The following is a 17,868-nucleotide window of genomic DNA, read 5'->3' on the forward strand; positions in this document are numbered from 1 at the left end:
GTGGTCTCAGGCATGCGTCCGGGCCTTCCCGTGAAGCCAGACGGCGTGGGCGATTCGGATGCTGTCGTTGCCCCACTTGCGGGCGAGGACCTCGTTGCGGGCCTTGGCGGGGAGTCCGTCGAGCATGGTGTCGAGGGCGAGGCCGAGGGTGTCCCATCCGATGAAGCGTCGTGGTGTGGTCGACGCCGGGTCGGTGGGGACGAGGCGGAGGAGGAACGCGTGGAGCGAGGTCTCGGCGTCGGCTCCCTCGATGCCGATGGCGCCGGCAAGCGCGAGGCCTTCTCGGATCTCTGACCGGGTGATGTCGAGGCCGCGGCGGAAGAGGCGGTCGGACGTGGTGCGGGCGTAGCCGTTGTCATCGTCGGTGTCGGGTTCGTCGAGGTCGTAGCCGAAGGCGCGCCGTGCGAGGCACGGGCTGCACGACTCCCCCCGGGACACGCGGTCAAGGCGCGACCCCGGGGTGACGGGCACGTGGTGGACGCATGCCGGGTCGGTCGTGAGGTGTCGCCAGTCGGTGAGACCGTCGATAGCGCTCGCGAGACGGTGCGCGGCTAGGAGGAGGTGGTCGCGGATTCTCACGGTCGCTCCCCCGCCCACGTGGCGCTCATGGCGACGCCGGCGAGGAGACGGAACGCGAACCTGCCCGTCTCCTCCGACCAGCCGTCCTCGACCGGGAACGCGTCGATGCACGCCTGGTGCGCCCGGTTCATAAGCCGTTCCGCGTCCGGGTGGCCGTTCGTCATGTCGAGGGCCGCCGCGATGTCCGGGAGCACATCGTCAACGAGGTCGGCGGTGTGGTTGTCGAACAGTGCCCCGAAGACGCCCGGGCCGGCTGAGTATTCGGCGATGCGCTCGCTACCGTTGTTCATCGCTTCCCCTCCCCCGCCGTGCTCGCGCCCTGCGGCTCGAGCCACCACGACTCGTCCTCCCACTCCACTCGCACCGGGTACGTGCCGAGATCGAGCCCCGCGAACGTCTCCTCCTCGGTTCGGTCCTCGAAGACGAATCTGAGCGCGCAGAGGTCGCTCTCCACCAGCCAGTCGCCGTCGCGGTAGAAGTGCTCGCGACCATGGCGGACGCGCTCGTCTCCGTAGTCGGGATTCATCGCCTGACACGCCGCACGCTTGCACAGCGTCAGGACGGCACAGTCGAAGCCGTGGCCGCCTCCGAAGGTGTATTCGTAGTCGTCGCTCTCCTCGTCGGGCAGCTTGGTGATCGTGACGGTGTGAGTCATGCGAGGAGACCTCCGGGCTTCGTGTCGTGTGGGTTCGTTCGGGTGATGGGGTGCGACGGGTCGCGACGCTGCTTCATGTGTTCGCCGGCGCACGCGGTGAAGCCGTCGTCCCACGCCTCGGCGAGCGCGTTGCTCGCGGGGCGACCGTGGGGTCCGTGGTGTTCGCACCATGCGGGCGTGGGTTCGCCGAGGCGGTAGGTTGCGGGGCGTCCGCACGTGGCGCACGGGGGCGCCGTCGCGGCTGCTTCGAGCTGTGCCGCGACCTCGTCGCACAGCTTTGCGACGGTCTCGGTGAGGTTCGAGCCCGCGAACGCCTCGCCTCGGGCCGCCTGGTGGCGAATGTTTTTCGCGGCGGCCCGGTAGTAGTCGGCGTCCGCGACGAGGGTCGCGACGTGGTGAGGGCCGTACGGGACGCTCGGGACTTCGATGCTGAGGGTGTGGGAGCTCATGCGCTCACCTCCGATTCGTCGTCGTAGGACCAGATGACGTACTCGCCTTCCCACTCGTACGAGATCCGCCCGTCCGGCCATGCGCCCGTTTCGGGGTCGCGTCGAGTCTCGGCGTCATCGGTCGCGGAGTCCGAGAGGTCGGTCGAGTTGATCCACGGGAGCACCCAGCACTCGCTGTTCGCCTGGACGGGGTGCTCGTGGCGGCCCGTGTCCTCGTCGACGGACCAGTACTCGCACTCGCAGTCGGGGTAGACGTGGCACGCGCTGAACGGCCCGCCGAGGCACACGGCCACACCGTCCTGCAGACGGTGCTCGGCCGGTTCGGGGCCGCCGAGGACCTCCAACTCCTCCGGCTTCGTCAGCCAGCCGATGTCGGACATGCCGAAGTCAGCGCCGCGCTCCTCGGCGGGAATGTCCCACCGCACTCGGTAAGGCATTTCGGGCCAGGGGTGCGTCCAGGTGACGACGCCGAGGGTGCCTGGGGCGACCATGGTGCCCGCCGCAGCCGTGGCCCGGACGCGGGTTCCGATGTCGTGCGGCGGGACGAACGTCGAGGCGCTCACAGTGTGTCCTCCTCGTTGGCGTCGAGCGCTTCGACCTCGACCGGGTGCGGCTGCGTCATCGACTCGGGTACTACGACAACGGCCTCGGGCCGCAGCGGCAGGAATGCACCCTTGGGAACCTCGATGGTGATCTTCACCTCGACGGTGCCGGGCTTCGGCTTCTGGGACTTGTTCTGAGTCGAGCCGACGACCTTCGCGCCGTCGATGGCGTCGGCGGTGTCGCGATTCGCTGTGCCGTACCAGCGCTTGTACTCCGGCTGGACCTGGAGGTAGACCGTCGCTCGGACGGAGTTCTCGTTGTCGTTCATGCTGTCTTCTCCTTCGGGTGGGTGAGCTCGAACTCGGCGACGGCACGGTTCGCCGTCGCGAGCGCTTCGGGTTCGGTGATGCCGGCTGCTTCGAGGTTGAGTGCGGCCTCCTCGATGGCGAGCGCGTCCATTTCGTCTCGGACGTCGTAGCCGTTGAGGGCGAGGCGGTCGAGGGTGGCGTAGCGGCGGCGGATGTCGGCGCGTCTCGGGTTGAGCGTGGCTTCGTTCTGCTCGAACGCGGTGCGGAGGGCGGTCTCCCGCATCTCAGCGAATGCCGAGCTCGTGGCCGCGGCCGCCTCACCGAGCCTGGTGACGGCCTCCTCGAATGCGGCCCCCATTTGCCCGAAGGCGACGAGGGCGGCCGCGACGTCGCCGAGCGACGGGCCGGGGCGCGGGTGCTTCCGGGCGTAGACGGCGGCGTTGTGGTTCAGCGGCCACCGCTCCGACGGGAGGTCGAATCGGCGGGAGCGGGTCTGGCGGCGCGAGCGGGCGCTCATCGGCGGGGCCCTTCGTAGTAGCGCTGTAACCGGGCCTGGCTCGGCCGGCGCGGCGCGAGGCCGAGCGGGATGCTGGTAAAGACTGGGGCGAGCACGTCGAGCTGCCACGGCAGGAGCGGGTGGCCAGCGGCACGGAAGGCGGCGGCGGCCTTCCGCTGCCGGGCGCTCAACATGCGCGCGCGGGAGATGGTGCGGGCGCGAGGCGCTCGGCGGATGAGCCGGGCGCGGCGCGAGTTCGGGTTGTTCCCCACGGGTGTTCTCCCTCTCAGTAGGTGGTGCGGGGTCGGGCGGAGCGTGGCCGGCGGCCGCGCTTCACGGTCGGTTCGACGGCGAGGACCTGGCGGCCGTTGACGGTCGTCTTCCCGGAGTCGTCGGTGCGGGTGTCGAGGAGGCCCTGCTCGACCCAGGAGTAGATGGTTCGGCTCGAGCGGTTCGCGAGCACGGCGGCGTCGGCGACGGACACCCAGACGGGTGTGTCGGTCATGCGGCAGCCACCTCCTCTCGCGGCCACGCCTCGGCGAGGACCGGACGGTGGTCCCCCTGGCGGCCCCACCCGGCGGGCCGGGCGGCGCCGATATGGCGCCAGAGGTTCACGTAGGACGGGAACGAGCGGCCGCACGAGCACGGCCACGGGTGGTCCAGGAGGCACGCGACCTGCCACGGCGCCCACGGGTGCCAGCGGTGCCACCGGCGAGGGAGGCCGCGCCAGTCGAGCGCCGTCTCCGGGTCCGGCATGCCGACGAAGCCTCTGACGCCCTCACGGCCGCACACGGTGCACTGGATTCGCCCGGCGCGGGTGTAGGTGAACCGGTCCGCGGGGATCTCCTCGGGGTGCTCGGCCATTCGACGCACGATTGCGTCGATCTGACGATGACCGGTCACTCGGTCACCTCCTGAACGGCGGCGTCGGCGACGGTGACCTGGGCGAAGCGGATGGCAGCGATGAGTTCGGGCTTCCGCAGGCCGGTGTGTCGCTCGACGCCGAGGGCCTCGGCCATGGGCGCGAGCTCGGCACGGGTGAGCGCTTCGAGCGGGTCGAGGGGCTCGTGCTCTGGGCGGCGCCCGTCGTAGTCCTCGGCGAAGTAGCCGCGACGGTTGACCGCCTGGCCCGCCTCGACGAGAACGCCGTCGATGGCGGCCGTCTCCGGTTTCTCGATGGCGGCGACCTTCTCGAACGCGTCCTGCGGGAGCTCGTGCGCGCACGCCGTGCACACCACTCTCACGGGCGCAGTCGGCTCGGCCGGAGGCTTCCACACGAGCGCGAGTTGCTTGCACTCGGGGCACCGGGTGCGGCGGACCTTGTGCTGCTTCTCTTCGAGCTCGTGCGTCCGGAGCGCGGCCGGCACGGCACGGCCGAACCGGACGGCGTCCATCGCGCCACGCTCGGACGACACCCAGAGGTCGAGGCGGCCCGGGAAGGACCCGAGGTATGAGCTGATCTCGTTGACGGCGAGTATCGTTCCCGGAATCGGCACGTACCCCTCCGGCCCCGACGTGCGCCCCGCGGTGTCGCGCTTCACCGCACGGTCAATGCTCCCCATGGCGGCCTCACGCGCCGGCGTCCACTCGACGAACGCGTGCTGGACCTTCTCGTAGCACGCGATGCACAGGAGGCCGACCTTCGCGAGCCGACCGAGGCAACCGGTGCACTCGCCGAGGACCTCCCACTTCCGGCGCCGCTCATCCCACCGGTAGCGGTAGCCGTCGCAGCTGACCTTGTGCTCGCCGCGGATGGTGCACGAGCGGAAGTCGTCCATCTGATTCGTGATGCATAGGAGGGTCACGAGCGGGTCTCCTTCGGGGTTCGGTGGCACGGGCAGACGAAGTTGCGAGCGCACCCGTAGGGGCTCTTGCAGCACGCGTTGCACCGCGACTCGCGGTACTCGACGCGGCGAGCGCCGGGGTGGGGCTGCAGGGGCTTCTCGTTGAGGAGGGAGGTGGTCGAGCGGACTGTCTTGCGCTTCACGCTTCGGCCTCCTCGAAGGTGTCGGTCCCGCTGTGCTCGAACTCCAGGACGGTGAGTAACTGCTCGGGCGAGAGGTCGGTGCGGGTGTCCCAGCCGTCGCCGTTGCAGGCGTCGTGCTTGCCGTTCCTGCAGTCCGGGTTGACGAGGATGGTGAACACGCCGATTCGGTCTTCGAGCGGCGTCTCCGCCTCGGCGTTGATCGGCTTCGCCTTCCACCCCGACCACCGGCACCGGGACGTCGGGTCGCCGACGTACCAGCCCTCCGGGTCGATCCAGACGCGGTAGCCGTCGAGGAGCGCCCGTTCGAGCGTGATCTCCGCGTCGACGCCGTACTCGGCGGCGCCTCGGAGTCCTCCGTAGATGCGGATCTTCATGCTGCCTCCACTCCCTTCGTTCGCTTCCGGCCGGTGGCCGTGTTCTTCGGCAGGTTGAGGCGCTCGCGTCGGTAGTCGCCGACTGTCTCGCGCCGGATGCCCATTGCGGCAGCGATCTCGCGGTCGTTGAGCTTCTGGGCGTGGAGCTTGACGAGGAGGTCCACGTCGACCGAGGTGTGCCGGCGTGAGGTGTTCGGCTTCAGGCCGAGCGCGTCGCGGTGCGCGCGGGCGGTCTCCTTGCACACGCCGAACGCCTCGGCGAGGGCGCTGTCGGTCATCCCGTCGGCGTGGAGCTCGCGGAGGAGGCGGCGGTCGACCTTCGTGCGCGGGCGCCCGCGGTGCGCCTTCGGCTTCTGCTCCTCCGCGACGGTTGCCGGCGCCGGCTCGGCGGGGACCTCAGGGCGGGTGGGGGCCTCGACGGCCGGTGCGGGCGCCGGCACCTCGCGCGGGGTCTCGGGGCGGCGGGTGAGCGCGCGGACGACGAGGTCCTCGATGAGGTGGTGCACCTGGACCGGTCGCTCTGGGGTGGAGCGCTCGGCGGCGATGCGGGTGAGCGCGCGGTACTCGGCCGCGGTGAATGTGCACCCGACGGGAACACGGTCGGCCATTATGCGCTCACCGCCTTCAGTGCGGCGTCCGCGTACCACTCGCGGATCTGTTCCGGGTTGCGTTGGCATGCCCGGACGACGTAGCCGGTGAGGTTGTCGACCGGTTCGAGGGCGAGCTTCCCGACCTCCTGGGCGAAGACCATGGCGTCCATGCCCGTGATGGAGTGGCCGAGGGTGCCGGAGAGCACCTTGCGGAGGTCCTCGACGTCCGCGACCCCGACTTCGAGTGCGAACACATCCAGCTCGTCAGTCGGCGACTTGCTCGCGCGATCAGGAACGTTAGTGACTGGACTGACGGTAGAGATATCGTTGCCCTGCTCCCCTGTTCCTCTGTTCCCCTGTTCCCCTGTTCCAGGCGCGAGCCTTCCCGACTCCTCGCGAGCCGTCGTGGACGGTTCGCGAATGACGGAGTCCTTGTAGTTCAAAGTGCCGTCTGGCCGGGGAAAACGTCCCGCTTGGGGCTTGTCGATCCTCTGGATGCTGTCCCAGAACGAGACGAAGAGGAGACGGGTGCCCTCGGCGCTGTATCGGTGGATGAGACCGGCCGAGCGGAGGACGGTAAGCCCTTCGGACACCCTCGCGAGGGTTCGCGAGGGGTTGCGAACGAGGTCGCGCTGGAAGAGGTCGCCGACGATGAGCTCCTCGTCGTCCTTCCCTACGCCGTTGTCGTCCACGTAGGACTCAAGGCCCTTGAGCAAGAGGCGCGGCTCCCAGTCGACCGAGGCGATGCGCTCCGACCTCCAGAACTCAGGCCTCGTCGAGCGGATTCGCATGCGCCCATCTCCCTTCGATTCGTGCTTCTGCTTCTTCGTCGCTGATCTGTTGCCACCCGCCGGCGTTGTCGTAGAGGACCCACACCGGCTGGAGGACGTAGCCGACCCACGACCACCGGCGCGCCGGGTACTCGGCCGGGTCGGCGTAGCCGGGGACCGCGTAGCCCTCACGGCGTGCGTCCTCTGGGTGCGTCGTCTTCCACCCGTGGCACCCGGTCGCCCCTGAGCCGCACAGGAGTTGCCCGTTCGCGGGCTCCCACACGCCCCCCTGGCTCCGGTTCTTTCGGTGGTCGAAATTGACCCCGAAGAGCGGGTCGACGCGGCGGCACTTCACGCACACGCCCTCGTCCCGGTACATGACGACCTCGCGGGCGTCGATCTCGGCCGGGTTGTTGTAGGCCGGGGTCATGCGACGCCCCCGCTCAGCCAGTCGAACAGTGTGCCGACCGGCATGCCGAGCTCGCGGGCTACGTGCGTCTCGAGCGCGGCTCCGCGCGAGTCGCGCCACCCCTTCAGGAGCGCGACGCCGTCGGCTTCGAGCACCTGGCGGAGACCGCGGCGCATGTACCAGTCCCACGGCTTCGTGTCTTCCGCCGGCGGTGCGATTTCACCGAGGGTCGGATTGAGGACCTCGAACCCGGCACGGCGGAGAGCCTCCTCGGCGGCGTTGAAGGCTGGGTAGTTCGCGTCCGGGTAACCCGTCATGGGCCCGGCGATGTAGAGCTTCATGCGCCGACCTCCCACTCGCCGAAGAGGGACTGCTGCAGCGGCTTGCTGATTCGGCGAACGATGAGCGGGAGGTAGTCGGCCTCACGCTCGACCGCGATGCACCGGAAGCCTTCGAGGAGCGCCGCCTCGACGGTCGTGCCGCTTCCTGCGAAGGGCTCGAGCACGATTCCCTCGGGCGGCGTCACGAGACGGACGAGCCATCGCATGAGATCGAGCGGCTTCACTGTCGGGTGCACGATCTCGCCGTCCTTCGGTCGCTCCGACGTCGGGGCTTTCGGTTCGTACCGGAACGTCGGGAAGAATCTCGACGCGCCACCCCTGTCGCCGTAGAAAGCCGGCTCGCCGTCGAAGCCGCGACGCGCTCCGAAGGCGGCTGACGAAGTCGTCGCGCCACGGAGAGTGGGGCCGGAGGCCTTCGCGGCCGCTCCCGTGTCGGGTGCCTGCTCGTCGAGCACCGCAGCCTGGGTGTCGTCGAGTACGACATTCGTCGGCCACCGGCCGAGACCCGGTACCGGCGACGACGAGCGGCCGTTCAGGCCGTCGCCGTACGCGGAAACCGACTTCGGCGAGCGCGAGTTTTCGCCGGTGTCGCGGTGTCCGCCGTCGGTGCCGGTCCGGGAGGCTTGGATGTTGAGTGCTCCGGTGCGGTGGGCGAGCACGTTGCTCGCGACGGTGCCGGCGAGGGGCTTGCGTGCGACGACGATGGGCTCGAATGCTGGCTTGAGCGCGGTGCCCCATCCTCTCCATTCGCGGGCGGCTTCTGTTGCCGGTTCGTCTCCCGCAACCTCGACGAAGCCGTCCTCTCTAGCGCGCTGCATCCAGGGGCGGTCGTTGCCGGCGTTGGCGGAGTAGGCCGAAGCTGCGCTCGGCTTGCGGACCTTCGCTCGCTCGGCGCCGAGGGCGTCGTGGACCGCCTTCGACACGTCGTGCGATTTCGGGAAGCCGGAGCCGTACAGCCAGGCGATGGAGTCGCGGAGCTCGAACCCGGCCATGCGGATCGCGAGGGCCATGAGGTCATGCGTGCGTGAGCCGGCGAATGCGAGGAGGTGGCCGCCGGGCTTCAGCACGCGGAGTGCTTCGTCCCAGACGGCGACCGGCGGGACGAACGCGTCCCAGGCCTTCCCCATGAAGCCGGAGCCGGTTGACGGGAGGAAGTCTCGGTCGCCGGCGAGCCAGTGCGTGAGCGCCTCGGTGACGTGGTCCTGGTCAGTCGCGGATAGCCCGTAGGGCGGGTCGGTGACGACGGCGTGCACGGACTCGTCCGGGAGTGACCGGAGAATGTCGAGGCAGTCGCCGTGGTGGATGGTGACGAGATCGTCCTGGTAGTAGGGGGTGGTCATTCGAATATCTCCACGGAGGCGGCGACGAGGTCGCGGGCGGCGGGCGGGGTGACAGCGTTGCCCGCTGCCCTCACGAGGTCCCGGTTGGATATGGGCTTGAGCCGGTCGACCGGCTGCCAGGTGTAGTCGGAGGGGAACGCCATGCCAGCGGCCACCTCGTGCGGGCGGAACATGCGGAAGAGGACCTCGGGGACCATGGCTTCCGCCGCCTTCAGGTCGTCGGGGCTGAGGGGGCGCCTCGATTGCAGGAGCGAGACGTTCCCGCCCGTGGTCAGTGTCCGGAGGTACTCAGAGCTCGGAGTCGTCATCTCGGCTCCGCCGTCGTTGTGCCGGTGGACGAGCGACATGTTGCCGCCGTTCGCGGTCAGCGTTCGCAGAGGCTCCTCGGATGGGGTCGTGTGGCGGGCGGCACTACCGCCCTCGACTCCGTAGTGGCGCGTGACAAGGGCGTGGTGGTTCCCGCCGGCGGTGAAGGTCCCCGCTGGCTCGGCGACGGACCGGGCGGTGCTCGTGCCGTACATCTCGGCGATGAACGGCGCGTGCGCGAGGCCTGTCTCGGCGCGAGTGGTCTGGGTGCGAAGCGGCACGTCGGCCGGCCACGCGTCCTTCCCGTCGCGTCCTTCGACCGGCACCGCCAGAGCCTTCGAGTTCGTGGTGTGGAGTGCTCGGAGCGCCTCCTCGACCGGCCAGGCACGGTAGTACGCGTCGAGCTCGCCGTAGTGCGGGTGCGCTGGGTCGGCGGCGTCGTACGTGTTCCCAGCCGCTTCGAGCGTGAGAGGACCCCAGTACCGGGCGATGCCCGCGGCGATTCGCGCTCGCGTCTTCGGCTTCAGCCGGTCGCCGATGCGCTCGCCCGGAATCGACCAGTCGATGGCGGCCGCGGCCGGAAGCCATCCGGGCTCTACGACGGAGCCGCACGTCGGGCAGCAATACACGTACGCCTGCCGGTAGCGGCCCACGGTGCGACCGGCCTTGAACGATTGGACGGACTCGGCGACCCTGTCGCACTTCGAGCAGTAGGCGCGGGGGCGAAGGATACGGTCGAGGTCCGGGCCCTTCTGACCCTCGGGCCACGCGACGATGTAGATGCGGTCCCGCGATTGCGGCGCCGGCGCGCCGAAGGTCTGGGCGTGCATGGAGTTCAGCGACACAACCCGGAAGTTGTATCCGAGCGCTCGGAGCTCCTGGCGCCAGACGGTCCACGCCGTGCGGTACTTCGCCTGGGTGGCGATGTCGACGACGTTCTCGATGATGACGAGGCGGTAGCGGTGATACTCGATGAACTTCAGGCAGTCGAACATGAGGAGCCGGGAGCGCTGCTTGACGTCGTCGGAGAGCGGGTCCTCGAAGAGGCCCTCCTCGATGGCGGGGAGCTGCGCGCCGTTCGCCTGTGACCACTTCGTGCACTCGGGCGACATCCAGGCGATATCGGTGCGAGGGAAGTAGGACGGTCGTTCGAGGTGGAGGTCGACGATGGCGTGGTCTGTGCCCTGGTGGTTGGCGTTGTGAATGTCGATCGCCGTTTGCCAGTGGTTCGCGGCGATTCGCACGCTGACGCCGGGCACCTGGATTGCGCCCGACGACGAGCCGCCGGCGCCGCAGAACATGTCGGTCATGGTGATCATGCGGCGTCCCTCCGGAGCAGCTCGGTCTGGTCGAACGCTTCGAGGCCGAGCTCTTCGCGGTCGCGGAGGATGGTGCGCTCGTCGACGCCGACCCGGTCGGCAATGAGGCCGTCGGACCAGCGGAGCGCGTGAAAGTGGCGGACGACCTCGTGTCGCTCGGCTCGGTTCAGCCGGAGTCCGGTTTCCCCTCCGATGACGAGCTCTACGGCGATGTCGTCGACGACGTTGCCCCCGTCAGGAACCGGAGGCGTCGGGTCGTTGTCGATGTCGTCCCACGCGAGCGGCGGGAGCCACCGTCGCGCGGCGGCGAAGCGCACCATCCGCGTCGCCTTGATTCGCTCGTCCTTCGTTGCCCTCGGCGGGGCGACGTTCCAGAGCTCGTCGTAGAGCTTCGCGAATTCCCAGTGCGTCACGGCGAAGACGGCGTCCTTCTTCAGGATGCGGTGCGCGACGTCCGAGGACATGCCGACCAGCGGCCCGAGGTCCGTGAGCGTCCACCCGAGCGTCGCGAGCGCTTGAATGCGGCGCTGGGTGCCGCGGGACGGGATGCGGGTGTGGTGAGTGACCGCCCAGGGGTCGGGTCGTACGCTGAGGATGGCGTCCGCGGACTCGCGTCGGACCTTGGCGGCCGGCACGGGCGGCCGTCGGCGGCCGTCGGCCGATTTCTGTGGGTGTCCCCAGAGGATGTTGGTGAGGACGCCGTCGCTGACGCCGGCGAGGGCGGCTATCTGCCTGTTGCCGAGGCCGAAGGACTGAAGGTGTCGGACGTGCTCGCGTACCGGCTGGGCGTCGACGAGGCGGGGCGTGCCGGCCTTGCGGAGTGCATAGTTCTCGGCGGAGCGGGCGGCGTTGCCGACGCGGCACGGGAGGCACCGGCAGAAGTGGTAGCGGTAGCACGTGCTCTTTGCGGCGTGCTCGTGGTCGGGCGGACAGACGGTCGTGTCCGTTCTCTTCTTCATCGGTTGAGTCCTTCGGTGCGGTGACGGCGGGCCTCGGCGTACTCCGCTTCGAGGCGGAGGAGACGGTTGACCGTCTGCGGGTCGAGCTCTCGGGCGAGGGCCTCGTCGTCGTGGATCAGATGGAACAGGCGCTGCTGGTAGCGGGCGGCGTTGACGCGGAACGTGCGGCGGATGCGCTGCTCTTTCCCGCCGCCCTGGCCGGGGTTGGCTCGCTCGAACGCGAGGATCTCGGCCGCGTCGTAGAACGCGGGCTTCGGGCCGCGGTTCACGTGCAGCGCCTCAAAGACAGCACCGGCGGTTCGCGCTCGAGCGGTGTCTCTTCGACTCCGCGCGAGCTCGGCGCGGGTCTCCGGCTCGGGAAGGTAATCGGGCGCGTTCACCGCGGGCCTCCACCGAGGTAGCGAACGAGGCGGTCGGACATCGCGGTGAGCGCCGAAGCGAGCATGACGACGGCGCCGATGCGATAGAGCGTCATGCCGGCCTCGCCGGAGCCGTAGAGGAGGGCGAGGACGACGAGCACAGCGCCGCCGACAAACATGGCGAGGAGGAACACCATGACGGGCGTTACGCGCTTCATCGGATGCTCACCCCCGCGATGGCATAGAGCCACACGGCGACCGCGCACGCGGCGGCGGTGAGGCCGAGGAGGGCCACGGTGACCGGGACCCAGTCGCGGCGGCGGTGGATGCTGTACGGCTTGCGGTTCACTGTCCGACCACCCCCGAGAAGATGGCCGCACCGGCCGCGAAGGCAAGGAGGGCGAGGAGGCCGATGCCGAAGCCTGTGCCGATGACGCCGAGGAAGACGACGGCGGGGTGCGGGTGCTCGGGGTCGTAGTCGCGGCGGTTCATTCGGCGACCCACGCTTCCGCGCCGCACCGCTCGCACCGGTAGACGTCCCAGCCGGAGCGGTAGGTCTCGGTCCACCAGTGAAGGCCGAGCTTGCAGAGGAACTTGAACATCAGCGGGTGACTCCCGTCTTCCAGTGCTTGGAGCAGATGCAGTAGTGGTCGCCGCCGTGCTCGGCGGTGAGCTTGCAGAGGTGCGTGCGGCCCGCCTTCTCCCGGCCGCGCGAGGCGCACCGGTTCTCGGCGAGGCGCTCGACGGGGCGCTTGTCCTCCATCAGCAGGTCGCCTCCTCGGCGTGGTCCTCGACCTCGGCGAGCGCGGCGACGGCTTCGACCGCCGCGACGGCCAGCGCGAGGCGTGCGGTCGGGTTCGGGTGCGGGTAGACGAAGGTCGAGCGGCGGCCGGTCACGAGCGGGAGTCCTTCGCCGGGTCCTCCATGAGCTGGAGGAGCGCCTCGCCGAACTCGAATGTCACGAGCATCTGGCCGGGCTTGGTGCTCCCGGGGTTCGGCTGGACGATACGGAGGTTCCCGCCCTCGTGGCGGTCTCGCGCGATCTTCTTCGCGTCGGCGAGGAGGTCGAGACTCACGTGGCCGGAGCACGGCTCGGGCGTGAGCTCGAGCGCCTTCTCGACGAGACGGTGCACGGGCGGGAAGTTCGCCTGAATCAGCGGCAGGGAGTACGAGAGCGACGGGGCGCCGGCGTGTTCGTGCTCCGCGAGAGTGATCGTTACAGTCCCCCCGGGCGACTTGAACGCTCCGAGCTCGTACGCGAAGTCGACGCGCGCGACAGGCTCGACGGTCGAGCGCCGGCGGAAGAACCCGGCGTTCTTCACGACCCATTCGAGTGCGTCGCGAGGGACGAGGAACTCACCGGCCTTGCTCCCGTTGTACTTACCGCGGACGCGGTGCACTCGGTAGCGGTCCGTCCCGGTGAGTGTCAGGCGGCCGGCGTCGAGCGTGAAGAGGGCGGCGGTGAGAGATGGAGTGACCTCGTCCTTCGACACGGCGGGGAGAGTGGCCGCGACGATGTGACGGAGCTCGCGCGTGGTCATGGTCAGGTGCGCCTTGTTCATGCGGACACCGCCTGACGAATCACGGCGAGCGCGTCGCCGTCGACCTCGGTCGGGACGCCGTGGGCGTTCTGAACGGGCCGGTTCATGGCTTCGAGGAAGTCGACCGTCTTGTTCGAGAAGTCGACCGTCTTACGGCGGCGGTACAGCATGTCCAGGAACTGCAGGCGGGTCATCGTGCGACCGCCTCGGCGAGCGCGACGACGACCTCGGGCGAGCCCTCGGGGTTGAGGCGGGTCTCGCCGGTGTCGACGAGGAGCCCGTCGCGCTTCATGTCGGACATGCGCTTGCGTGGGGATTCGTGGTGCACACGCTCCCATCCGGCTCTTCTGACGCGCTCGGCGTAGGCGTCGCACACCTCGAAGGCGGCCATCGGGCCCCGGTCGGCGAGGAGTTGGAGCACGCGCTCGCGGACGGTGTGGACGGTGCGCTGGGACTTGTCGGCCGCGAGGTGCGAGGTGGACGGGTCGTCGCGGTGGACTCTGGCGGAGTCGCCGTCGAGGAAGATGGGCGGTACAGATTGCCCAGCCTGTAGAGTGTGGTTCGTCAAAGGGATTTCCTTTCTCTGGATTCGCCTCGGGTGGCCGCCCGAGGCGTTTCTCTTGTGTGGGTGCGACTGATCGGGTTCGGGCCGAGATCAGGCGCGTTGCGGCTTCGGTCTCCTCTGCGGCTCGGTCGGCAGCGACTTGACCCACTCGACGAGGTCCTCCGCGAGGAGCACGCCCTTCGTGTTCTCGTAGTGGGGCGCGAGGTCGCCGCGAGCGATTGCCGCCTTCAGGACGGTCTCCGAGTAGCCGGTCGCGGCCGCTGCATCGGGGATGGAGAGGGCGATGGGCTGCAGGACGGGCCGGAGGTCTCTGCTCATGCGGCACCCGCCGTCTTCGCCCGCTCCGTCAGCGCGACGAGGGACACCTTCAGAGACGCACAAATGGCGTCAAGCTCCTCCAACTGGAGGGGCTTGACGCCATTGAGTCTTCTGTAGAGGGTCGACTGGCTGATCCCAGTCGCATCGGCGAGCTGAGCGACCGACACGCGCTGCCGAGCCATCTCGGCGCGGATTTCCCCGGCGAGAGCAACTCTTCTCAGTGGTGTGGTGGACTGACTCATGTTCGTCAGTATGACGTATATGCGTCACTCGTGCAAGTCTTTGCCAAAATTGACGGACATATGTCACACTTGACGCATGCCTAAGGGGACGAACACGCCCGTTGGGCCTCTAAGCGTTGCCGTCGCGGAGATCCTTCACGCGCGCATGGCACAGCTGAGGTCCAATAAGAGCCGGCTCGCCGAGGCGTCCGGCATCGCTCGGACGACCCTCGGGCCGATCATCGACGGCCGGAAGACTTTCGACGTCGAGGTGCTCGACACTCTGTGCCAGACGCTCGGGCTCGACGTGGTCGAGGTGCTTCGTCAGGCCGACGCGGCCACCCAGGGCCGCCTCGTAGACTCGGGCATTCGCCCGATCAAACGGGAGGCGTAGAGCGCCACTCGGGGCACCGGTCGAGCCAGGATGCGATGTCCGCGTCCAGCACGCGCATGTCGGTGTCGATCTTCCGCGCGCGGAGCTCGCCGTCCTGGATAGCGCGGACGATGACCGCCATGTCGACGGAGGCGACGGTCGCGGCTTCGGTGACGGTGTATGCGAGCTTTCTCATGTGCGGCTATTCCCCTGACGTGTTCCCTCTGTGAGAAAGATCGTAGGTTCGGCCCACGACACCCGGGGCGCACCTCCGTTATCTCACCTGGCGAGGGACCGCCGCGCACCGTTCGTTTTCCGCAACTTGTACCCCGAATAGTCCTCCCCTTGACGGACAGACGCAGCAGTTTAAAGTACCCCGATTTGGGGTAGTCTTCACGACTCGATCTGGGCAGACATGCGGGTCATTGCGTCGGTGAGCTGGAGGAGGTCGACGTCTTCATACAGCATCGTCACGGCGTAGGAGCTGTGCCCCATGATTGCCATGCGGGTCCGCTGAGGTACTCCGGCCGCGAGGAGCATGGACGCAGCCGTGTGGCGGGCGTCGTGAAGGCGAGCGTCGCGGACACCGGCGCGCGCGAGCACGGCGTGCCAGGCCTCGTTGTCGGCGCGTGGGTCAATGGGCGAGCCGTCGAGGAAGCGCGGTTGCGCGAGCTCTCGGTGGCCCTTCGGGTCAGCCGTCCAGAGCAGTCCGTGCGGGTTCGGCTCACTCTCCGCGGCGAGCTTGCGTTGCTCGATCACGGTGCGGAGCGGGTCGACGAGCGGGATGATGCGGAAGCCGGCGCTCGTCTTCGGCCGGGAAAGGTAGAGGCCGCCCTGCAGGTGCCGGTGCTCCCAGTCGGGCGGGAAGGTGATGGTCCGGTCCGGACAGTCGGTGCCGCGCTTGGCGCCGCACGGGTAGGCCTTGCCCTTCGGCTCACCGCACCCGTGCTCCCAGTAGACGCGTTGGAGTTGCCACGAGAGGTCGAGGCGGTCGGTGACGCGGTCGAGTTCGAGGCCGAGCACTTCGCCCTGTCGGGCCGCGGTGAGGAAGGCCGCCCACCAGCGGGACGCGAGACGGTCCGGCTGGATGCCGAGGGACGGGTCGCCGGAGACCGTGCGGAGTACCTGGCGCGCCTCCTCGACGGTCGGGATGGCGAGCTTTGTCTTCGTGCGCCGCGGCGCGTCGGTCAGCTTCGCGACGTTGCGCGAGACACGGCCCTCCCGGAGCGCGTATTCGAGCGCCACGGACATGATGCGGTAGGCCTGGCCGGCGTAGGTCGAGGTGAGCGTGCCCTTCTCCGGGTGCTTCGGGTCCTTCGGCGTGCTCGTGATTCGGTCGGCGACTCGGCGGATGTGTGCGGGCGTGAGCTTCTCGAGCTGAACGCTCCCGACGGCCGGGATGATGTGGTTCTCCAGGAGCGTCCGATAGGTGCGCGCGGTGCCCGGCCGGATCTTCTGCAGGGCGATGGACTGAAACCAGACGTTGAGCCACGAGCCGAACGTCTGCGAGCTCGTGGGGAGGTCGCCCTCGACGAGGAGCTTCTTGCGGAGTTGCGCGAGCTTCTGGCGCGCCTCGGTCTCCGTGCGCCCGGTCACCGTCTTCCGTCGCCGCTTGCCGTCGTGCGACGGCAGCGTCAGCGTCCCGCACCAGCGGGCGTCGCTCGCGCGGAAGTAGATGGAGCCCTCCCCCTTGGCCAGCTTGTTCGGGCCCTTCTCGGCCATATGTGGTCCCTTCGTTCAGCGCTCGGTGAGCCAGTGGACGACGACGCCTCCGCCGGCGAGCATGGCCGCGGCGAGCGCGATGCACACGACGTCCGCGAACATCACTCGCTACCGACCATGTGGTCTGGTGTCTCGGGGTAGCTATGCCCAGGGCCGAACCATCCAAGCTCGACGCCAGGGGCAGCACGCTCCGGCAGCGACTTCCATTCGTCGCGCTCGTGCGGGCCAGCCGGACGAGCGGCGACCGGGGGCCAGTTGTTCCGCGTGCGCTGCGCGGGTGGCAGGTACAGCGGATGCCGCGTCTGCTCCCAGGGGTGCTCCGGGTGGTAGCTATCGGTTCCGTCAGGGTCGAGTTCGCGCCCGCTCATTGCTCCGCTCCGATCATGTGATTTGGTGTCTGCTGGCCGGCGCCGCCGAGGTTGAAACGAACGCGCGCCCATTCCTCGTGATCGGGCGTCTCGGAGATGTGCTGCACGGCAGCGTCGCGGACTGCCTCCTCGGTCTCGTCGACCGCACTGAACGGGCATCCGCGCTTCGGACACTCCCAGAACCACATCAGTCCTCCTCCGGCATCCATGGGCGCGCGAGCGCCGGGTCGTACGGGTGCGCGGGGTCGTCGTAGTTGAGCGAGCCGCAGAAGGCTTCGAGGTCGACGCGGCGGACGACGACGGGTCCGCCCTCGATGTTGTGCACGACGATCTCCTCGGCGCCCCAGCCGAGCTCGCCGACGAGGGACGAGGTGCCCGTCTCGTCGGCACGGTCGAACCGCTCGGGCGCGGCTGAGCGGCCGTCGAGCTCCGCGGAGAGCATCTCGCGCGAGCCCCAGTCGGCGGGCCGGTCGACGACGGTCGACCAGTCGATGTAGAAGTCCCGCTCGGGGCGCGGTTTCAGAATGTAGTGCGGCACCGGGTGCCCTCTCTCTTAGCTGTGGTCGGGGAGGTGGTGTGGGGCGCCGTTGCCCCTTCGGCACGTCTCCCGTGCGCGGACCACATCCCGTTACTCAGGACTCCCGTGTGCTGGGTTCTTCTACCGTCGAGGTGGATAGACTTATCCATGTCGTTCCTGCTCCTTCACCGTTGTCAGGTTCGATGCGAAGGCCTCGGGCTCCACCCCGGGGCCTTCACTTTTTCTGCGGTTCTGACGCATCCTCGTCGGTGTGACTTGTGTGCGTCAGAACCACTATAGCCATTCCTTTAGCCATTGTCACGACCCCGTGCGAGGTGTTGCGACTAGCTAGTTCCCTAGATTCCGCGGAATCTCGCGGGCGGACTGACCTATATAGACCATATCATAAAGCTTTTAATCCGCGGGTCGTGGGTTCGAGCCCCACCGGGCCCACCCTTA

Annotated in this window: 36 protein-coding genes; 1 reads left to right on the plus strand and 35 read right to left on the minus strand. The window is 68.8% G+C overall.

All coding sequences use genetic code 11. The annotated features are described in order from the left end of the window. Window positions 1-6: 6 nt before the first annotated feature. From ACF1AJ_RS20525 to ACF1AJ_RS20675, 31 genes are all read right to left on the minus strand, one after another. Window positions 7-579, minus strand: coding sequence for a hypothetical protein (locus tag ACF1AJ_RS20525; RefSeq protein ID WP_391508884.1), 573 nt, complete (start codon window positions 577-579; stop codon window positions 7-9). After that, the gene (locus ACF1AJ_RS20530) at window positions 576-869 is read right to left on the minus strand and encodes a hypothetical protein (RefSeq protein WP_391508885.1); all 294 of its coding nucleotides are present in this window, start codon (window positions 867-869) and stop codon (window positions 576-578) included. Before ACF1AJ_RS20530 ends, ACF1AJ_RS20525 begins: the two co-directional genes overlap by 4 nt. After that, window positions 866-1,234 carry a hypothetical protein gene (locus tag ACF1AJ_RS20535; protein ID WP_391508886.1) on the minus strand — a complete coding sequence of 123 codons (369 nt, stop codon included), beginning with the start codon at window positions 1,232-1,234 and terminating at the stop codon, window positions 866-868. The genes ACF1AJ_RS20530 and ACF1AJ_RS20535 overlap by 4 nt, the downstream gene beginning before the upstream one ends. Next, complete coding sequence (locus ACF1AJ_RS20540) at window positions 1,231-1,683, minus strand: hypothetical protein (RefSeq protein WP_391508887.1); 453 nt, start codon at window positions 1,681-1,683, stop codon at window positions 1,231-1,233. The genes ACF1AJ_RS20535 and ACF1AJ_RS20540 overlap by 4 nt, the downstream gene beginning before the upstream one ends. Further along, the gene (locus ACF1AJ_RS20545; protein WP_391508888.1) at window positions 1,680-2,246 is read right to left on the minus strand and encodes a hypothetical protein; all 567 of its coding nucleotides are present in this window, start codon (window positions 2,244-2,246) and stop codon (window positions 1,680-1,682) included. The genes ACF1AJ_RS20540 and ACF1AJ_RS20545 overlap by 4 nt, the downstream gene beginning before the upstream one ends. Beyond that, on the minus strand, window positions 2,243-2,554 hold the full coding sequence (locus tag ACF1AJ_RS20550; protein ID WP_391508889.1) for a hypothetical protein: 312 nt from the start codon (window positions 2,552-2,554) through the stop codon (window positions 2,243-2,245). Before ACF1AJ_RS20550 ends, ACF1AJ_RS20545 begins: the two co-directional genes overlap by 4 nt. After that, window positions 2,551-3,051 carry a hypothetical protein gene (locus tag ACF1AJ_RS20555; RefSeq protein ID WP_391508890.1) on the minus strand — a complete coding sequence of 167 codons (501 nt, stop codon included), beginning with the start codon at window positions 3,049-3,051 and terminating at the stop codon, window positions 2,551-2,553. Before ACF1AJ_RS20555 ends, ACF1AJ_RS20550 begins: the two co-directional genes overlap by 4 nt. Then, window positions 3,048-3,302 carry a hypothetical protein gene (locus tag ACF1AJ_RS20560; RefSeq protein WP_391508891.1) on the minus strand — a complete coding sequence of 85 codons (255 nt, stop codon included), beginning with the start codon at window positions 3,300-3,302 and terminating at the stop codon, window positions 3,048-3,050. The genes ACF1AJ_RS20555 and ACF1AJ_RS20560 overlap by 4 nt, the downstream gene beginning before the upstream one ends. A 14-nt stretch (window positions 3,303-3,316) precedes the next feature. Beyond that, window positions 3,317-3,535 (minus strand): hypothetical protein, encoded by a 219-nt coding sequence (locus ACF1AJ_RS20565; RefSeq protein WP_391508892.1) that lies wholly within the window; start codon window positions 3,533-3,535, stop codon window positions 3,317-3,319. Beyond that, a complete protein-coding gene (locus ACF1AJ_RS20570) occupies window positions 3,532-3,894 on the minus strand; it encodes a hypothetical protein (protein WP_391508893.1) in 363 nt (120 codons plus the stop codon). Before ACF1AJ_RS20570 ends, ACF1AJ_RS20565 begins: the two co-directional genes overlap by 4 nt. A gap of 35 nt (window positions 3,895-3,929) precedes the next feature. Next, complete coding sequence (locus ACF1AJ_RS20575; RefSeq protein WP_391508894.1) at window positions 3,930-4,835, minus strand: Rho termination factor N-terminal domain-containing protein; 906 nt, start codon at window positions 4,833-4,835, stop codon at window positions 3,930-3,932. Next, window positions 4,832-5,017, minus strand: a complete 186-nt coding sequence (locus ACF1AJ_RS20580) for a hypothetical protein (RefSeq protein WP_391508895.1) — start codon at window positions 5,015-5,017, stop codon at window positions 4,832-4,834. Before ACF1AJ_RS20580 ends, ACF1AJ_RS20575 begins: the two co-directional genes overlap by 4 nt. After that, complete coding sequence (locus ACF1AJ_RS20585; RefSeq protein ID WP_391508896.1) at window positions 5,014-5,391, minus strand: hypothetical protein; 378 nt, start codon at window positions 5,389-5,391, stop codon at window positions 5,014-5,016. Before ACF1AJ_RS20585 ends, ACF1AJ_RS20580 begins: the two co-directional genes overlap by 4 nt. Further along, on the minus strand, window positions 5,388-5,999 hold the full coding sequence (locus tag ACF1AJ_RS20590) for a hypothetical protein (RefSeq protein WP_391508897.1): 612 nt from the start codon (window positions 5,997-5,999) through the stop codon (window positions 5,388-5,390). Before ACF1AJ_RS20590 ends, ACF1AJ_RS20585 begins: the two co-directional genes overlap by 4 nt. Beyond that, window positions 5,999-6,772, minus strand: coding sequence for a hypothetical protein (locus ACF1AJ_RS20595; RefSeq protein WP_391508898.1), 774 nt, complete (start codon window positions 6,770-6,772; stop codon window positions 5,999-6,001). Before ACF1AJ_RS20595 ends, ACF1AJ_RS20590 begins: the two co-directional genes overlap by 1 nt. Continuing rightward, window positions 6,747-7,181, minus strand: coding sequence for an HNH endonuclease (locus ACF1AJ_RS20600; protein ID WP_391508899.1), 435 nt, complete (start codon window positions 7,179-7,181; stop codon window positions 6,747-6,749). The genes ACF1AJ_RS20595 and ACF1AJ_RS20600 overlap by 26 nt, the downstream gene beginning before the upstream one ends. Beyond that, on the minus strand, window positions 7,178-7,501 hold the full coding sequence (locus ACF1AJ_RS20605; protein WP_391508900.1) for a DUF4406 domain-containing protein: 324 nt from the start codon (window positions 7,499-7,501) through the stop codon (window positions 7,178-7,180). The genes ACF1AJ_RS20600 and ACF1AJ_RS20605 overlap by 4 nt, the downstream gene beginning before the upstream one ends. After that, window positions 7,498-8,841, minus strand: a complete 1,344-nt coding sequence (locus ACF1AJ_RS20610; RefSeq protein ID WP_391508901.1) for a DNA-methyltransferase — start codon at window positions 8,839-8,841, stop codon at window positions 7,498-7,500. Before ACF1AJ_RS20610 ends, ACF1AJ_RS20605 begins: the two co-directional genes overlap by 4 nt. After that, a complete protein-coding gene (locus ACF1AJ_RS20615; protein ID WP_391508902.1) occupies window positions 8,838-10,466 on the minus strand; it encodes a DNA cytosine methyltransferase in 1,629 nt (542 codons plus the stop codon). Before ACF1AJ_RS20615 ends, ACF1AJ_RS20610 begins: the two co-directional genes overlap by 4 nt. Continuing rightward, on the minus strand, window positions 10,463-11,425 hold the full coding sequence (locus tag ACF1AJ_RS20620; RefSeq protein ID WP_391508903.1) for a hypothetical protein: 963 nt from the start codon (window positions 11,423-11,425) through the stop codon (window positions 10,463-10,465). The genes ACF1AJ_RS20615 and ACF1AJ_RS20620 overlap by 4 nt, the downstream gene beginning before the upstream one ends. Beyond that, entirely contained in the window at window positions 11,422-11,694 is a 273-nt protein-coding gene (locus tag ACF1AJ_RS20625; protein ID WP_391508904.1) for a DUF3263 domain-containing protein, read from the minus strand. Before ACF1AJ_RS20625 ends, ACF1AJ_RS20620 begins: the two co-directional genes overlap by 4 nt. A 107-nt stretch (window positions 11,695-11,801) precedes the next feature. Continuing rightward, complete coding sequence (locus ACF1AJ_RS20630) at window positions 11,802-12,002, minus strand: hypothetical protein (protein WP_391508905.1); 201 nt, start codon at window positions 12,000-12,002, stop codon at window positions 11,802-11,804. After that, a complete protein-coding gene (locus ACF1AJ_RS20635; RefSeq protein WP_391508906.1) occupies window positions 11,999-12,133 on the minus strand; it encodes a hypothetical protein in 135 nt (44 codons plus the stop codon). The genes ACF1AJ_RS20630 and ACF1AJ_RS20635 overlap by 4 nt, the downstream gene beginning before the upstream one ends. Beyond that, window positions 12,130-12,276, minus strand: a complete 147-nt coding sequence (locus ACF1AJ_RS20640) for a hypothetical protein (RefSeq protein WP_391508907.1) — start codon at window positions 12,274-12,276, stop codon at window positions 12,130-12,132. The genes ACF1AJ_RS20635 and ACF1AJ_RS20640 overlap by 4 nt, the downstream gene beginning before the upstream one ends. A gap of 109 nt (window positions 12,277-12,385) precedes the next feature. Continuing rightward, the gene (locus tag ACF1AJ_RS20645) at window positions 12,386-12,547 is read right to left on the minus strand and encodes a hypothetical protein (RefSeq protein ID WP_391508908.1); all 162 of its coding nucleotides are present in this window, start codon (window positions 12,545-12,547) and stop codon (window positions 12,386-12,388) included. Continuing rightward, window positions 12,547-12,681: a hypothetical protein gene (locus ACF1AJ_RS20650; protein ID WP_391508909.1), complete on the minus strand. Its 135-nt coding sequence runs from the start codon at window positions 12,679-12,681 to the stop codon at window positions 12,547-12,549. The genes ACF1AJ_RS20645 and ACF1AJ_RS20650 overlap by 1 nt, the downstream gene beginning before the upstream one ends. Beyond that, window positions 12,678-13,346, minus strand: coding sequence for a hypothetical protein (locus ACF1AJ_RS20655; protein WP_391508910.1), 669 nt, complete (start codon window positions 13,344-13,346; stop codon window positions 12,678-12,680). Before ACF1AJ_RS20655 ends, ACF1AJ_RS20650 begins: the two co-directional genes overlap by 4 nt. Then, the gene (locus ACF1AJ_RS20660; RefSeq protein ID WP_391508911.1) at window positions 13,343-13,519 is read right to left on the minus strand and encodes a hypothetical protein; all 177 of its coding nucleotides are present in this window, start codon (window positions 13,517-13,519) and stop codon (window positions 13,343-13,345) included. Before ACF1AJ_RS20660 ends, ACF1AJ_RS20655 begins: the two co-directional genes overlap by 4 nt. After that, window positions 13,516-13,893 (minus strand): hypothetical protein, encoded by a 378-nt coding sequence (locus ACF1AJ_RS20665; protein WP_391508912.1) that lies wholly within the window; start codon window positions 13,891-13,893, stop codon window positions 13,516-13,518. The genes ACF1AJ_RS20660 and ACF1AJ_RS20665 overlap by 4 nt, the downstream gene beginning before the upstream one ends. Before the next feature lie 87 nt (window positions 13,894-13,980). Further along, window positions 13,981-14,208, minus strand: a complete 228-nt coding sequence (locus ACF1AJ_RS20670; RefSeq protein WP_391508913.1) for a hypothetical protein — start codon at window positions 14,206-14,208, stop codon at window positions 13,981-13,983. Continuing rightward, a complete protein-coding gene (locus tag ACF1AJ_RS20675) occupies window positions 14,205-14,450 on the minus strand; it encodes a helix-turn-helix domain-containing protein (RefSeq protein ID WP_391508914.1) in 246 nt (81 codons plus the stop codon). Before ACF1AJ_RS20675 ends, ACF1AJ_RS20670 begins: the two co-directional genes overlap by 4 nt. Window positions 14,451-14,595: 145 nt before the next feature. Here ACF1AJ_RS20675 and ACF1AJ_RS20680 point away from each other — a divergent pair, with 145 nt between their 5' ends. Next, window positions 14,596-14,823: a helix-turn-helix domain-containing protein gene (locus ACF1AJ_RS20680; RefSeq protein ID WP_391508915.1), complete on the plus strand. Its 228-nt coding sequence runs from the start codon at window positions 14,596-14,598 to the stop codon at window positions 14,821-14,823. Here the strand turns inward: ACF1AJ_RS20680 and ACF1AJ_RS20685 are convergent. The 4 genes from ACF1AJ_RS20685 to ACF1AJ_RS20700 all read right to left on the minus strand — a co-directional run bounded on the left by ACF1AJ_RS20685 (window position 14,807) and on the right by ACF1AJ_RS20700 (window position 17,430). Beyond that, window positions 14,807-14,998, minus strand: a complete 192-nt coding sequence (locus ACF1AJ_RS20685; protein ID WP_391508916.1) for a hypothetical protein — start codon at window positions 14,996-14,998, stop codon at window positions 14,807-14,809. The two genes, ACF1AJ_RS20680 and ACF1AJ_RS20685, sit on opposite strands and share 17 nt — an antisense overlap. Before the next feature lie 197 nt (window positions 14,999-15,195). Further along, complete coding sequence (locus tag ACF1AJ_RS20690) at window positions 15,196-16,524, minus strand: tyrosine-type recombinase/integrase (RefSeq protein ID WP_391508917.1); 1,329 nt, start codon at window positions 16,522-16,524, stop codon at window positions 15,196-15,198. 364 nt (window positions 16,525-16,888) lie between these two features. After that, on the minus strand, window positions 16,889-17,080 hold the full coding sequence (locus ACF1AJ_RS20695) for a hypothetical protein (RefSeq protein WP_391508918.1): 192 nt from the start codon (window positions 17,078-17,080) through the stop codon (window positions 16,889-16,891). Then, window positions 17,080-17,430 (minus strand): hypothetical protein, encoded by a 351-nt coding sequence (locus ACF1AJ_RS20700; RefSeq protein ID WP_391508920.1) that lies wholly within the window; start codon window positions 17,428-17,430, stop codon window positions 17,080-17,082. Before ACF1AJ_RS20700 ends, ACF1AJ_RS20695 begins: the two co-directional genes overlap by 1 nt. Window positions 17,431-17,868: the final 438 nt, after the last annotated feature.

Source organism: Leifsonia sp. NPDC014704, from assembly GCF_043083605.1.
Classification (GTDB): Bacteria; Actinomycetota; Actinomycetes; order Actinomycetales; family Microbacteriaceae; genus Leifsonia.

Coding starts and splice junctions, on each gene's coding strand:
- ACF1AJ_RS20530 (WP_391508885.1), bottom strand. CDS start 869: ATGAACAACGGTAGCGAGCGCATCGCCGAATACTCAGCCGGCCCGGGC.
- ACF1AJ_RS20535 (WP_391508886.1), bottom strand. CDS start 1,234: ATGACTCACACCGTCACGATCACCAAGCTGCCCGACGAGGAGAGCGAC.
- ACF1AJ_RS20540 (WP_391508887.1), bottom strand. CDS start 1,683: ATGAGCTCCCACACCCTCAGCATCGAAGTCCCGAGCGTCCCGTACGGC.
- ACF1AJ_RS20550 (WP_391508889.1), bottom strand. CDS start 2,554: ATGAACGACAACGAGAACTCCGTCCGAGCGACGGTCTACCTCCAGGTC.
- ACF1AJ_RS20555 (WP_391508890.1), bottom strand. CDS start 3,051: ATGAGCGCCCGCTCGCGCCGCCAGACCCGCTCCCGCCGATTCGACCTC.
- ACF1AJ_RS20565 (WP_391508892.1), bottom strand. CDS start 3,535: ATGACCGACACACCCGTCTGGGTGTCCGTCGCCGACGCCGCCGTGCTC.
- ACF1AJ_RS20570 (WP_391508893.1), bottom strand. CDS start 3,894: ATGGCCGAGCACCCCGAGGAGATCCCCGCGGACCGGTTCACCTACACC.
- ACF1AJ_RS20585 (WP_391508896.1), bottom strand. CDS start 5,391: ATGAAGATCCGCATCTACGGAGGACTCCGAGGCGCCGCCGAGTACGGC.
- ACF1AJ_RS20590 (WP_391508897.1), bottom strand. CDS start 5,999: ATGGCCGACCGTGTTCCCGTCGGGTGCACATTCACCGCGGCCGAGTAC.
- ACF1AJ_RS20595 (WP_391508898.1), bottom strand. CDS start 6,772: ATGCGAATCCGCTCGACGAGGCCTGAGTTCTGGAGGTCGGAGCGCATC.
- ACF1AJ_RS20600 (WP_391508899.1), bottom strand. CDS start 7,181: ATGACCCCGGCCTACAACAACCCGGCCGAGATCGACGCCCGCGAGGTC.
- ACF1AJ_RS20605 (WP_391508900.1), bottom strand. CDS start 7,501: ATGAAGCTCTACATCGCCGGGCCCATGACGGGTTACCCGGACGCGAAC.
- ACF1AJ_RS20610 (WP_391508901.1), bottom strand. CDS start 8,841: ATGACCACCCCCTACTACCAGGACGATCTCGTCACCATCCACCACGGC.
- ACF1AJ_RS20615 (WP_391508902.1), bottom strand. CDS start 10,466: ATGATCACCATGACCGACATGTTCTGCGGCGCCGGCGGCTCGTCGTCG.
- ACF1AJ_RS20620 (WP_391508903.1), bottom strand. CDS start 11,425: ATGAAGAAGAGAACGGACACGACCGTCTGTCCGCCCGACCACGAGCAC.
- ACF1AJ_RS20630 (WP_391508905.1), bottom strand. CDS start 12,002: ATGAAGCGCGTAACGCCCGTCATGGTGTTCCTCCTCGCCATGTTTGTC.
- ACF1AJ_RS20640 (WP_391508907.1), bottom strand. CDS start 12,276: ATGAACCGCCGCGACTACGACCCCGAGCACCCGCACCCCGCCGTCGTC.
- ACF1AJ_RS20645 (WP_391508908.1), bottom strand. CDS start 12,547: ATGGAGGACAAGCGCCCCGTCGAGCGCCTCGCCGAGAACCGGTGCGCC.
- ACF1AJ_RS20655 (WP_391508910.1), bottom strand. CDS start 13,346: ATGAACAAGGCGCACCTGACCATGACCACGCGCGAGCTCCGTCACATC.
- ACF1AJ_RS20660 (WP_391508911.1), bottom strand. CDS start 13,519: ATGACCCGCCTGCAGTTCCTGGACATGCTGTACCGCCGCCGTAAGACG.
- ACF1AJ_RS20670 (WP_391508913.1), bottom strand. CDS start 14,208: ATGAGCAGAGACCTCCGGCCCGTCCTGCAGCCCATCGCCCTCTCCATC.
- ACF1AJ_RS20675 (WP_391508914.1), bottom strand. CDS start 14,450: ATGAGTCAGTCCACCACACCACTGAGAAGAGTTGCTCTCGCCGGGGAA.
- ACF1AJ_RS20680 (WP_391508915.1), top strand. CDS start 14,596: ATGGCACAGCTGAGGTCCAATAAGAGCCGGCTCGCCGAGGCGTCCGGC.
- ACF1AJ_RS20685 (WP_391508916.1), bottom strand. CDS start 14,998: ATGAGAAAGCTCGCATACACCGTCACCGAAGCCGCGACCGTCGCCTCC.
- ACF1AJ_RS20690 (WP_391508917.1), bottom strand. CDS start 16,524: ATGGCCGAGAAGGGCCCGAACAAGCTGGCCAAGGGGGAGGGCTCCATC.
- ACF1AJ_RS20695 (WP_391508918.1), bottom strand. CDS start 17,080: ATGTGGTTCTGGGAGTGTCCGAAGCGCGGATGCCCGTTCAGTGCGGTC.